This is a genomic window from Rhodococcus sp. NPDC080181 (genome assembly GCF_040702225.1).
Classification (GTDB): Bacteria; Actinomycetota; Actinomycetes; order Mycobacteriales; family Mycobacteriaceae; genus Rhodococcoides; species Rhodococcoides fascians.
The window spans coordinates 284,283-297,216 of the sequence record NZ_JBFBKN010000001.1; the positions used below are offsets into that span (position 1 = coordinate 284,283).

Genomic DNA, 12,934 nt, shown 5'->3' on the forward strand with positions numbered 1-12,934 from the left:
CCCTCGAATCCGATGCCAACATCGCCGAACGACTCACTGTCCAGGTCCGCTTTCCGAGCAATTACCGAGGTCAACGACGGCTCACCGGTCAGCGACGTCGCCGAGCGATTCGGCGTCTCCAGACAGACCGTCACAGCGTGGCGCAAGCGATACGAAAACTCGGGTATCGACGGACTTGTCGACTCGTCGAGACGACCGCATGCGAGCCCGAACCGTATCCAGCCCGACATCGAAGCCCTCATCTGCGAGATGCGACGACATCACCGGCGGTGGGGCGCACGCCGCATCTGCTTCGAGCTAAGCAAAGAAATCGGAGACCGAACCCCATCTCGCGCGACCGTCCACCGAACGCTCGTCCGCAACGGCTTGGTCAATCATCAAGAGCAACAACATAAACGAGTCTACAAACGTTGGCAGCGCGAAGCGCCGATGCACCTATGGCAGCTCGACCTCGTCGGCGGAATGTTCCTCGTCGGCGGACGCGAGTGCAAAATGCTGACCGGAATCGACGACCACTCACGATTCATCGTGACCGCAACCGTCCTCGAGCACCCCTCCGGGAACGCAGTATGTGAAGCATTCATCGCTGCCATCCACAAGTGGGGTTCGCCGTTCGAGGTACTCACCGACAACGGGAAACAATTCACCGGTAAACACACTCGGCCGCTGCCGGCCGAAGTGCTGTTCGAGCGAACATGCCGAGAATTCGGGATCACCGCACGACTGACCCGACGCCATTCACCCACCACAACTGGCAAGATCGAACGATTCCACAGAACCCTTCGTCGTGAATTCCTCGATGAGGCAGGCGCATTCGCCGACATCGCTGCTGCCCAAGCCGCCCTCGACGAATGGGTGCACGCCTACAACACCCTGCGGCCCCACCAGAGTCTGGACATGGCAACACCCGCGAGTTTGTTCCGTGCGCGAGCCCACCACGAGCATCACGACGGAACAACCGACAACGGCCAGTCCGATTCGTCATCAACTCTCACCGCTGCAAGCTCCAGCCTGACAACGGTGGGCCGTGAAAGAAGCAGCAGTGCAATCGAGCTCGACACCCAGGTACCACCGAGCGGCGTGACCAATGTCGCTGGAGCGCAACAATTGTGGATCGGAAGCAACCACGCCGGACGGACCGTCACCCTGTGGATCGACCTGGTCAGCATTCATGTCATCCTCGACGACACCGTGATCAAGACAGTGCGCTCGCGACTGACCCACACCGACCTCGAACGCCTCGCCATGCGCGGCACACGCCAGGGCCGACCATCTCCGGCAACAGCGGCAGTAGACACCGCAGTCCTGCCCACCAAACCGAGACCGATCGAGGTCGACCGAACCGCAGGACGAGACGGAACCGTCATCCTCGCCGGTCACCGACTTCACCTCGGAGCCGACAGAGCGGGAACACGAGTGACGCTGCGAATCGCCTCAGGGCTGATCCACGCCAGTGTCGACAACGTCCTGCTCGCGACACTGCCGAACCCGCTCGATGCCAGCCAGCTCGCGGGTCTGACCGGCGCACGGGAAGCTACGGGAACGTTGCCCGCGCCGCCGCCGGCCGGACCGCAGACCGTACAGCGACGCGTCCCGAAAGACGGCCGGGTCATGGTGACCGGTCAGCTGCTCAAGGTCGGCCGTACCCATGCCGGAACCATCGTGACTGTCGTGGTCGAAGACAACTACTTTCGGGTCCTCGACGGAACCACCGAGCTCGGCGTCTACGCGCGAACCTCAACCAAACCCATTCGGAACTTCAACGCCCACCGCCCCAGAAGCGGGTAACGATGTGTCGATGACAATCGGTCAAAGATGTCCTGGGCCCATACATGTCAGTCGGTCTGCGATGCACTCCAGGCTGCGATGACACCGCTGCCGGAGCACCTGCGCAGATCGGTGACCTGGGACCGCGGCGGAGCTTGCACGTCATGCGGAGTTGACCGCAGAAACCGGGATCCGTGTGTACTTCTGCGACCCGTACAGCCCCTGGCAGCAGGGAACGAACGAAAACACCAATGGATTGTTGCGACAATACTTTCCGAAGGGAACCGATCTCGCTCGATACCGTCGAAGTGACGTTCAGGCCGTGACGGATGCACTCAACAACCGCCCGCGCAAAACACTTGGGTGGCGAACCCCAGCGGAAGTGCTTGCAGAGCAGATGAACTCGGCTTCACGGCACTGTGTTGCGACGACAGGTTAAATCCGCCCTGACTGCCGGCATCGCTGTGATGGATGAGCCCTGAGCCGACGCGGTGTCCACCGTGATCTCGTCGCCGCAACGCCGTCTTCAGCGCCGTGGTGACCATCGCTGTGTCTTCGACCGTCGGCACGGCGAGGAGGCCTGCAAAATCCCGACATTCCCGATTCTGTCGGTGTTCGACCACTCGCAAACTGTGATCCGTCCCGGCATTTCCGGAGGGCTCACTGCGTGAGTGCCTCCTCCGGATTGAGGGTGCGCGTGCGATCGTAGTGGAGTTGCTCGGCGTGGTCGGGCGTGAGGTCGTGGCAGTAGCTGTGGGGGCGTTCGCGGTTGTAGAACGCGACCCACTGTGCGGTGGCCAACGACAATTCCGCGGCACCGGGGAAGCGAGGGCCGTTGTCGACGAGCTCATTCTTGTAGTCGGCGTTCACCGATTCGGCAAGGGCATTGTCGTAACTGTCGCCGACCGTTCCGATCGACGCCGCGATGCCCTCCTGCGCCAAACGCTGCCCGAATGCGATCGCCGTGTACTGGGATCCAGCGCCACTGTGGTGGATCAGATTACTCAAAGCAGTTACACCAGAACGTTTTCGGGAATCAATCGCGTTAGTGATGGCGGTGTCGACGAGGCTGGTGGTCATCTCCGATGCGACCTTCCACCCGACGATCTTCCGGGCGAACACATCGACGACGAACGCCGTGAACGCCCACCCCGACATCGTGCGGCATTAGGTGAAATCGGCGACCCACAGCCGGTTCGGTGCCACCGCGGTGAACCGGCGCTTCACCAGATCCTCGGCCCGCGGGTGGGTCGGATCGGCGACGGTGGTGCGGACCCGCTTTCTTTTTGAGCGCACCGTGCCACCTCATTTCCCGCATTAGTCGTTCGACGGTACATCGAGCTACCTCGATACCGCTGCTGCGCAACATAATCCAGGTCTTCCGCGAACCGAGAACCCGTGCGAGCGGTTGCCGCGTCCGGAGCATGTGAATGGCATCGATGACATGTGCATCGGACAGTATTCGGGCACACGGCACCCGAGTGACATGGTCGTAGTACGTGGACGGGGCGATGTGCATACCGTGCTCGGAGAGCACCGTGCACATCGAGTCGACACCCCAGACAAGACCATCGGCACCCACCCGGTTTCCCTGGTGAGTGCCGATGAAGTCCACAATTATCGGTGTGGCCGGTCGATTTCGGCCGCGAAAAAAGCTGACGCCGCCTTGAGTATCCCGTTGGCCCGTTTGAGTTCGGCGTTCTCCTGACGCAACTTCCTGATGACCTCGGCGTCGGCACGTAACTCGACAGTGCTGCCCGGGCCGTCGACGGGTACCTTCCGAACCCACTGACGAACGGTCTCAGCGGCGCCCACACCGAGCAAATCCGCGGTCTTGCGCATCGCCGCCCACTCGGTATCGCCCTGCGCCACCAACCGAGCCACCATGTCGACGGCATCCTTCTTCAACTCCGCCGAGTACCGCTTCGATCCTGCTGCCATGAGGTTTCATCTTTCCCTGAGACGAACCCTCCGGAAACACCGGGACGGATCACTGACCCGATCGAGGGGGCACCCGCCACCCGAAGAGATCACCCAACTCCTCACCGGCGTCGACCCCGCCGACATCTGCGACCGCGTCGAAGAATGAGTACCGTCCTGCATCTTGCTCTTCGTGGAACTCCTTCTGCGGAGCAGCCGTCTCATTCAGCTGGGCCATAGTCCTGAATCTGCCAGCCCTGGGCGGTTTTCGTCACGACCACCTTCAACAATGTCGGCAGTTCACTCGGTTGTGGATTCTGCACGTTCTGCGTCTTCTGGCTCGCGAAGACCATCACCGTGTATTCTCCGTCGGCGTCACCGGTTTCACCGGTGACGCTGGTGGCCAGAACGCGTCCCGACGCCTGCACCTGGGCCTGCTGGATAATCTGGGTTAGCGTCGGCCGAACCTCGTCGTACCGCTTGACTAGAGCCTCACCCGCGTCCTCTTTGACTGCCGCGAAAAAGGCGTCGGTGTTCTGGTAGCTGTAGGTCAGGGATCTGGTCGTGTAATCCGAGGCGGCCTTCGCCGCGGCGGCCCGTTGCGCGGCGTCGTTTTCCAATACCGACTTCGCTTCGTCGGCCTCGAGGTAGAGGTAGGCGAACACGCCGGCCAGCACAGCGAGCACCACGATCACGGCCGAAACCACCACGGCACGTGATCGCGGCGATGCTGACCAGCGGTGCCCACCTGGCGAGGGGGGGTCGACGTCGCTGTCTCCAGCCCCAGCCGTGGCTACGGCGGACGCGGCTGGGGCGTTTTCGTCCATCAGTAGATCGCCATCCGGCGTCGCTGCGGCCGCGCTGTCCTCGACTTCAGTGGGCTCGGGGTGCGGTTTCGTTCGGTCGTCATTTGTCATGTGGGACCTTCTGTGTAATAACGGTGACAGTCGCTTGCGGACGGGGCGTCACCGTAGTGGCGGCGACACGGTGACGGGGACCTCGGCGCGACCTGGTCGCGACGCCGGGAAAGTCCGGCCGAGGAGGTCGCCGATCGACCCGAAGTCGACGTATGTGTCGGCAACTTTCTCGGTCGCCGGTTTCACCGCCCGGGTGATCGTCAGCAGATCCGGCTGCAGGATCTGAATATAGCCGTTGAGCTTTTCCACAAGCTTCAACACGGGAGGCCACTTGTCGTACGAGGTGGTTGTGAACCTGATGAACGCCCGTTGAATCCGCGCCAGCCCGTTCACGGCGTCAGGGGTGCGTACAGATGCCGTACTGAGGACGTCCCCGGCATCGGCCAAGAGGCCGAGCAGGAACTCGGCGTTGTCTGCGGTCACCCGGACGGACCCATCTTTGCCGACGAAATCGACTACACGGTGCATCATGTCGCCGATCGTGTCGAGGTCGTCCTGCCGTCCGGCGACGGCCTCGGCGACGGTCTTGTTGATGGACTCGATCGATTCCGGGTCGAGCCCATCTGCCACTGCAGCCAACTTTGGCAACACCTGGGGAACCGATTGCGACACGTGCACCGCGTCCGCGGGCACCACGTCTCCGTTATCGAAGTACCCACCGGTTGCCGTGCCCGCGGGCACGAAGTTGATGTACTGTTCCCCCGCGAGCGACAGATTCTGGATAGACATCTCGCTGTCCTGGGGGATCTTGTGGTCGGAATCAATCGTCATCTCGACCTTAATTGCCGAATCCGCGACGTTGATCGAGGACACCTTTCCGACGGGTACCCCCCGCACCATCACCGGCGATGTGTCCAGCAGACCGCCTGAGCTGTCGATGATGGCGGTTAAGGAGTACTCGGAGCGGGTGGGGTTGATGTGTGCCACGCCGACGACGAGGTAGCCGAGCCCTACGACGAACACGACGGCGAGAGCCAGTATCGATATGAGCGTGCTGCTGCGGTTCACGGCATCATTCCGATTGATCTCAACACGGTTACGAAGGATTCGGCGTCACGCCGCGCTAGGTCCCGACCATCGATGGAGATGTCCGAGAGGTTAATGTCGGGCGACCGCACGAATGGAATGAGTTTGTCGCGGATGACGCTCGTTGCCTGCTCCGTGACGGACTTCGAGTAGATGTCGGAGTTGGCGATCGAATCGATCACCGGGGCGATCCCGGCCACTGACTCCTTTATCCGTAAGTACTCCGGATCCACGATCCTGCCCGCGGACACTGCGAAATCACGCAAGTTGGCGATGAGTAACGCGACCTCGATCAGGGAGTAGCCGAGGCCAGAAAAGTTGCGTCCGCCCTTGGTCAGCATCCGGTCGATTCCCGACGGATCGTCCAAGATCACTTTCAGAGTCTGATCCGCCGACCTCAACACTACGTCGAGTTTGTCGGTATTCGAGGAGACCTCCGAGACGGTCTCCAGCGTTGTCTGGTATAGGGCGTCGAATTGCTGCAAGTCCTTGGGGAACGTGGTGTTCAATGTCGAGATCGCGGTGTGGATCTTGTCGAGCTCACCGCCCCCGAGGACATTCGACATCCCGCGCATGACGTCCTCGACATTTGCTGCCGGCTCGGTCCGTGCCAACGGGATCACCGAACCCGACCGCAGCAAGGCACCCGTCGACGGCTCGGCTGGGGGAAGGATGGCAACGTAGATCTCACCAAGGAGAGTGTCCTGACGCAGCTCAGCCCGCGATTCCCCCGGCAGCTGAGTCGTGTTGTCGATGCGAGCTTTCACGACCGCATGCCCGTTCTCGTACGTGACATCTTCGACGAACCCGACGCTGATTCCCCCCGAGAGAACTTTTGCGAGGGCAGGCAAGTTGAGTGCGCTGGTGAACTCCATCTGGATGTCGTAACCGTCCGCGTCGGAGGTCGCTATCGTCGGCGGATTGTCGGCGTTGATCCCACACGATGTCACGAAAACTATCGTTGCCATCAGTGCGACCACCATGGGTCCGAGGCATGCGCGATTGACCGAGATCATCAGGCCCCTCCCCCCATCATCCCTGCGATCGTCCTCGATACATCGCTGGACCCGCAGACTCCGTTTGCCACCGGCGCGGCGCAGCCACCGACCAGGCTTCGCAAAGGCAGCGACACTGCGAACGCCTGCACAATTGACTTGGCATCGGGGTGTTTCACGATGAGGTCTGCCGTGCGGGCTGCGATCGCTACCACCATGTCCGGCTGCTCTCCCATGTCGGCGATGAGCGGAACGGCAGCATCACCGATCGCGAATATCGGGGGACCGAAATCTGTTGCGAACCTCGAGAGGATCGGAACGAACGTCCCCGCGTACTCGACTGCCGAGCCGAAGGTCTGGCCGAACGCGATGATGACCTCGATGGCACCTACGAAGTTGTCGAAGAGGGCGGTCACCTCTTTGTCGTTCTCGGTTGCCACCCCCGTCAGTGCGGCGAGGTTCCCGACGATGCTGCGAATCTGCATATCCCGCTTTGCCGGGTCGTCGATGAGCGTGGCTGAGTCCTTGATGATCCCGGCCACGTCACCCTGCGTTCCTTCTAGATTGCGGGAGACGAGCTCGAGGGACTGCAAGATCGCGTCGGTGTTCCTGCCGTTGTCCTTGACCAGGTCCTCGGACAAGTTGCTGATCGAGTCGAGCGTCTGACTGATTCCCAGCGGGGTTCTCGTCTTACTCAACGGAATGCACTGATCCGTCTCGTATCGGGCTCCATCAGAGTACGGCTTGGTGAACTCGATTTGACGTTCGGTCACGATGGATGTCGACACCAGAGTCGCGCCGACGTCGGCGGGCAGCGGAACGCTCTTGTCGATCCGCATGTCGATCCTTACACCGGACTGATCACTATTCTGGTGCACCCCGACGACGCTGCCTATCTTCTTGCCGAGCATGGCTACTGTGTTGCCTTCGAAGAGGCCCGATGCGTCGGTGAACTCGGCACACAGGGAGCGCGTGTCGTCGGACACCCTCCCCCCTATTTCCACACTAGCGACCACCACAACCACCACGGCGATCAGGAGCAACAGTCTTCGGATCCATGTAGTCAACATTTGTCGTCACCACTCGGAATGCACACACGAACCTCTGGTTCTGTGGTAGTCGACGCACCGACCGGCGCCTGGAGGAGGACGCCGAGGCGCTGAGTGATCTGATCAACCTGGGCCAGGGCATCGGAGTAGCCTGGCAGCTCTGACGACACCTTGTCGAGGAGCGTCTTGTATTGTTGGACAGACGGTTCGATTCCATCGCTGTAAGCCACGAGCGGCCTCGTGAGAAGTTTGAACAGACGACTGAGAAGGTCGAACCCGCCGCGGACGTTATCGATATCAGGTCCCAGCGTACTGGCAAGGAAGCTGAGTTGACGGAGAAAGTCGACCAGCACCTGTTTTTGATCGGCGAAAGCGTTGACGTATTCATCGGATAGAGCGACCGCTTTGTCGAGCTGACCGTACTGTCGCTCTAAGAGTTCCATCAAACTGCTGGTGTTCCTCAGTGCGTCGGGAATGTTTGTGTTGCCGTCGGAGAACGCATTCTGCAGCAGCGACGCAGTCTGACGGAGATCGACGCCCTTTACATCGCGGAACACCGGCGTCGTCGTCTCGAGCGTGTCCGAAATGTCGTAAGTACTCGATGTCTGAACAAGGGGGATCGCCCCCGACAGCGAGGTCGGTCCTGACCCTGGGTCCAGATCGAGAACTCGCCCGCCGATCGGCGTGATCAGGCGAACCGCTGCGGTGGCATCCGAACGGACTGGCACTGAGTCGTCGAGTCGAAATTCGACTGTGATAAACGTTCCCGCGAGGTCCACCGACGACACCGTTCCCTGTCTTATCCCCGCTATACGCACCTGATCACCCGACTCCAGCCCTCCGGTGTTGACCAGTTGAGCCGAGTACACCTTTTGGCCGGGCGGTGCGATATACACGGTCCCGGCGATTACCAGACCGACCACCACGGTCACCACCACCACAGCGGCGACGATGAGGTCGCGTCTGCGTTCGGACTGGTGATGCGGTCGATTTCGACTGAACAACCTCACTTACACACCACCAATCGTTGCCCCATAAGCGCAATCGTGGCTGTATCCGGCAGGGGCAGAAGGCCTTTCGAACATCGTGCCTCACTCGGCGTGGAATTCGTCGAAGCGTTCAGCGAGTCCATAAGGGGCTTGAGCAGTACCGCGCCATTCAGCAGCCCCTCCAACTCCCCGGGTTCTCGCGCCAGACGCTGATAGATCGTCGCGAAACTCTGGTCGTACGTTGAGTCAAGTTGCTCCCCGGCGATGACAGTTTTCTCCATGGACCGGTTGACCTCGCCCAGCGACTCCCGCAACCGGTCACTCACGCGGCTGAAGGCGTCGACGATCGATCCCAGCTGGTCGACGAGTTCGACCAGCTGCGCCGAGCGGCCTTCGAGTTGGTCGGAGACCTGGCCGAGACTCGTCACGATATTCGTGATGATCTCAGACCGCTGGTCCCCGTAGGCGGTGATGTTGGCGACCTGCTCCAGAACAGGCGATATACCCCTCCCATCACCTTGAGCAACGCGCAACAAGTTGGACTGCAGTTCATTGATCTCGTCGGCGTTAAGCGTGTCGAACACCGGCTTGAACCCGTTGAACAAGGTGGACACATCAAATGAGGGAACGGTCTTGTCGAGTGCCACCTGTGTGAGCGCCGCCCCCTGTGTCTTTCCCTGTGCCGCACCGATCAATTCGACATATCGCTGTCCGAGAAGATTCTGATAACGCACGGCGGCGGTGGTGCTCGACGTGATCGCGACGTCGTTGTTCAGTTGGAAATGAACGACCGCGGTGGGCCCTTTCAGGCCGATCGCCGTCACATAACCGACCTTTACTCCCGCCAAACGCACACCGTCGCGAGGCTTGAGCCCAGATGCATCGGAGAAGACCGCAGACCGTTCAGAACTCGCTCCGTCCGAGCTGGGTTCGAGGATGGCGATGATCACGTAGGTGAGAACGCCGATGACTGCGGCGAACGCGACGATCTTGACGATGGTGGGAATTAACGACTTGAGCTTCATCTTCTTGGTCCTCCTGCTGCAAGCGCGCTCTGCAGCGCAGGTGACGTCTGCACTACCAGGGCGACCTGAAGTTGTACTCGCTCGCCGACTTGCGGCGTGGCGTTGTCGATGCTGTCCAGGATCTGCGGGATGGTGTAAATGGTCTGCGCGAGTCCCGATGCCGATCTGGCGACCGGCCTCGCCAGATCGAGGCCGACGTCCAGTACCGAACTCAACGCCGGGTAGTTTTCGCTCAACAGTCCTCCCAGTCCCCCGAACAGAACCTCGCCGGTGCTGTTGAGGTTGCCTGTGGCCTGATTGATGGCCTCGTCGGTGGCGAAGAAGTCAGCGACGTCGACGTTTATGAGGATGCCCGGAACGAACGGCGTCATGAAGTCGGCAACGCCCTGGGACAGGTCTGCCGCGATCGCCAAATCCTGGCCCACTGGCCGCTGTTGAACGTCCCGAGTGAGCTGCGCGATCTGGAACATGAGCTGGCCGGCATCGGCAAACGTTTGGGAATCATCGACGACAAACTTCACCACAGAATTGAACGCCGGCTGATCGAGAGCATCGACCAGCTTCGAGAGTTTTCGAATCAGGGTCGATACCGAAGTGTGTTCGGACTGCAGCTTGCTCACATAGACGCTGCCGCCATCACGGATGAGGACTCCCCGCCCGGGGTCGACAATCTCCAGTGCCGTCGGCCCCAGCGCGCTGGCGGACGTGTAATTCACGGCCATGCCCTGACGCAACCGGATGTCGTCGTTCACTCCGGTGAGCTCGATTTTCACATTTACACTTTGGTCGCGCCCCGACACCGAGGACACCTTGCCCACCGTGAAGCCCCGATAATTCACCTCCGATCCGCCCTTCAACCCGTCACCAACCGCGTCGGTGGTGATCGTCACTGTCGTGTTGTCTTCATATTTTCCGGTCGCGTTGCCCGCCAGAAGATAGCCGGCAACCGTCACTACGACGAGAACCCCGATCCCGCGCAGGGTCAAGTTCGCCAGTGAGGGCGCGCGTCCTGATGGATCTTGAAATACAGCCACTTGAACTCCTAGCCCGAAATCTTGACGCCCGAATCGAAACCCCACATCAACAGGGTTAAGATCATGTCCTCCACGACGATGATGATGAGACTGCTGCGGATCGCTCGACCAGACGCGCGGCCGACGCCTTCTGCTCCGCCGCTGGCGTAGTAACCCTGGTAGCTGTGGATGATGACGACCGACACCACGAAAACGAGGACCTTGATTACTGAGAACGCCAAATCCTGCGGTTTGAGGAACGCATCGAAATAGAAGTCATAGGTGCCACCCGACTGGCCGTGTAAAAGGATGACGACCAGCTTGGCCGCGCCGAAACTGAGTATCAGCGTTACGATGTAGAGGGGGATGATGGTAGTGATCGCCGCGACCACACGCGTGCTGACGATGTACGGAATCGGCCGCACCGCCATCGACTCGAGCGCATCGATCTCTTCGGCGATACGCATCGAACCTATTTCCGCAGTGAGGCGACAGCCGGCCTGGGCTGCGAAACCGATCGCGGCGATCATCGGTGCCAACTCTCGAGTGTTGGCGTATGACGAAATGAATCCCGTAAGAGACCCCATCCCGACCAGGTCTAGCGAGGCGTAGCCCTGGATGCCGATGGACGCCCCGACAGCCATTCCGAGAATCACAAGCACGATCGCGGTACCCCCGCCGACCAGTACAGCGCCTCGTCCCCAGGCAAACTCCTGTATGAATAAAAACGTCTGTCGTCGATAGGTGGTTGCGACGTGCCGAATTCCGGCGACGGTGTCGATGGTGAATGTTGTAATGTGCCCGAGCTGCGCGGGGACCTCAGCGAGGGGTGTCACAGCACGCACGATCGGACGAGTAACAAAACTATAACGGGTGGATGGTACTGCGGTCACGTGTTCTCCGTCATCCGATGGTCTGCGGGACGAACATGATGGTCAGTTGGGTGATGAACACGTTGATGACGAAGCACGCCACTACCCCTAGGACCACGGTGGCGTTGACAGATGTGGCCACACCTTTGGGGCCACCTTTCGTGGACAGGCCCCGATGACACGCGATTGTCACGACCACGAGACCGAACACCACTGACTTGATCAGCGCTACAAGGATGTCCGCCGATGATGCGAACGATGCGAACGATGCGACGTAGCTCCCCGGCGTGATGCCCTGGACGTTGACGCTAAGGATGTAGCCGGCCACGAGACCGGTAAACACGATGAGCATGCATAACATCGGAGCGACGATGAGAACCGCGACGAATCGAGGTGCGACGAGTCGACGTGTCGAATTTAGTCCGAGCGTCTCCATGGCATCGATTTCTTCACGGACGGTGCGTGCGCCAAGGTCAGAGGCGATGGCCGACCCTGCCGCACCACCGAGCAGGAGCGCGGTGACGATCGGTGCCCCCTGCTGAATGATCCCGAGTCCACCGGCGGCTCCGGCGATAGATGTGGCCCCGACCTGCTGGGTTAGACTTCCGACCTGCACCGAGACGATAACGCCGAACGGGATCGCGACCAGGATCGCTGGCAACGTCGTTACGGTGATGACGAACCACGTCTGTGTGACAAACTCCCGAAACGGAAACCGTCCGGTGACAATATCGCGCACGGCCCACCGCAATGCCTGGCCGGCGAGGGCAATCGAATTTCCAAAGGTCACAAGACTGGCTGTCGCTCGACCAGCAATTTCTGTATAGATACCGGTCTCTCCTCTTCTGTCTGCGCAGCTCGTCGCGATAAGGTGTTCGCACAGTATCAGGTACGTGCAGTACCTGGTACATGGTTTCGGGTAATCCCCGTCGGATTAATCACCTGAGAGGTTGGCGTGTCCCCAAGTGAACGGAGCCATCTCGATTTAGAGCCTTGACCCGGATCGAGCCGGGAGCGATCTTCCACTCCGAACTTGCCGTATGTACCTCGCGGGCTTACCGGGCTTACCGGGCTCTCGTGAGCTCTCCGCGGATGCGGTCTTCGCGGGGTGTTGTGGGGCAACAGTATGGCCGAAAGTTTCTTCGCTGATTTCAAGAACGAATGCGTCTACCGAACGATCTACTCCACCAAAAGCAAAGCACGACAAGACATCGTCAGATACATCGACGGCTTCTACAGTTCACAACACCGCCATTCGGCGCTCGGGTACCGAACCCCGAACGCTGTCCACTACAGTTACGGGCAGTCCGCAAACGCGGCTTCAGAATAGTCATCTCCAGTGTCGGAAATCCTCGCGGCAG

General features: G+C 60.4%; 11 protein-coding genes and 3 pseudogenes. 3 read left to right on the plus strand and 11 right to left on the minus strand.

The features are described from left to right. Positions 1 to 12: 12 nt before the first annotated feature. Positions 13 to 1,788 (plus strand): IS481 family transposase, encoded by a 1,776-nt coding sequence (locus AB0O58_RS01335; RefSeq protein ID WP_045840685.1) that lies wholly within the window; start codon positions 13 to 15, stop codon positions 1,786 to 1,788. A 51-nt stretch (positions 1,789 to 1,839) separates the two neighbouring features. After that, positions 1,840 to 2,206: pseudogene (locus AB0O58_RS01340) on the plus strand (IS30 family transposase); the annotation flags it as partial. 221 nt (positions 2,207 to 2,427) lie between these two features. Here the strand turns inward: AB0O58_RS01340 and AB0O58_RS01345 are convergent. From AB0O58_RS01345 to AB0O58_RS01395, 11 genes and pseudogenes are all read right to left on the minus strand, one after another. Beyond that, a pseudogene (locus tag AB0O58_RS01345) lies at positions 2,428 to 3,708 on the minus strand (IS3 family transposase). 49 nt (positions 3,709 to 3,757) lie between these two features. Then, positions 3,758 to 3,925 (minus strand): hypothetical protein, encoded by a 168-nt coding sequence (locus AB0O58_RS01350; RefSeq protein ID WP_155288583.1) that lies wholly within the window; start codon positions 3,923 to 3,925, stop codon positions 3,758 to 3,760. After that, positions 3,909 to 4,604: a hypothetical protein gene (locus AB0O58_RS01355; RefSeq protein WP_027498250.1), complete on the minus strand. Its 696-nt coding sequence runs from the start codon at positions 4,602 to 4,604 to the stop codon at positions 3,909 to 3,911. The genes AB0O58_RS01350 and AB0O58_RS01355 overlap by 17 nt, the downstream gene beginning before the upstream one ends. A gap of 48 nt (positions 4,605 to 4,652) precedes the next feature. Next, complete coding sequence (locus AB0O58_RS01360) at positions 4,653 to 5,612, minus strand: MlaD family protein (protein ID WP_027498251.1); 960 nt, start codon at positions 5,610 to 5,612, stop codon at positions 4,653 to 4,655. Further along, entirely contained in the window at positions 5,609 to 6,646 is a 1,038-nt protein-coding gene (locus AB0O58_RS01365; protein ID WP_032375375.1) for an MlaD family protein, read from the minus strand. Before AB0O58_RS01365 ends, AB0O58_RS01360 begins: the two co-directional genes overlap by 4 nt. Next, a complete protein-coding gene (locus AB0O58_RS01370; protein WP_027498253.1) occupies positions 6,646 to 7,695 on the minus strand; it encodes an MlaD family protein in 1,050 nt (349 codons plus the stop codon). Before AB0O58_RS01370 ends, AB0O58_RS01365 begins: the two co-directional genes overlap by 1 nt. Continuing rightward, positions 7,689 to 8,684, minus strand: coding sequence for an MlaD family protein (locus tag AB0O58_RS01375; RefSeq protein WP_027498254.1), 996 nt, complete (start codon positions 8,682 to 8,684; stop codon positions 7,689 to 7,691). The genes AB0O58_RS01370 and AB0O58_RS01375 overlap by 7 nt, the downstream gene beginning before the upstream one ends. Further along, on the minus strand, positions 8,681 to 9,688 hold the full coding sequence (locus tag AB0O58_RS01380; RefSeq protein ID WP_027498255.1) for an MlaD family protein: 1,008 nt from the start codon (positions 9,686 to 9,688) through the stop codon (positions 8,681 to 8,683). Before AB0O58_RS01380 ends, AB0O58_RS01375 begins: the two co-directional genes overlap by 4 nt. Further along, on the minus strand, positions 9,685 to 10,722 hold the full coding sequence (locus AB0O58_RS01385; protein WP_027498256.1) for an MlaD family protein: 1,038 nt from the start codon (positions 10,720 to 10,722) through the stop codon (positions 9,685 to 9,687). Before AB0O58_RS01385 ends, AB0O58_RS01380 begins: the two co-directional genes overlap by 4 nt. A gap of 8 nt (positions 10,723 to 10,730) precedes the next feature. Further along, positions 10,731 to 11,594: an ABC transporter permease gene (locus AB0O58_RS01390; protein ID WP_027498257.1), complete on the minus strand. Its 864-nt coding sequence runs from the start codon at positions 11,592 to 11,594 to the stop codon at positions 10,731 to 10,733. A gap of 10 nt (positions 11,595 to 11,604) precedes the next feature. Beyond that, positions 11,605 to 12,312 carry an ABC transporter permease gene (locus AB0O58_RS01395; RefSeq protein WP_228139276.1) on the minus strand — a complete coding sequence of 236 codons (708 nt, stop codon included), beginning with the start codon at positions 12,310 to 12,312 and terminating at the stop codon, positions 11,605 to 11,607. 257 nt (positions 12,313 to 12,569) lie between these two features. Between AB0O58_RS01395 and AB0O58_RS01400 the strand changes: the two are divergent. After that, positions 12,570 to 12,903, plus strand: a pseudogene (locus tag AB0O58_RS01400) (integrase core domain-containing protein); the annotation flags it as partial. Between the last annotated feature and the right edge of the window lie 31 nt (positions 12,904 to 12,934).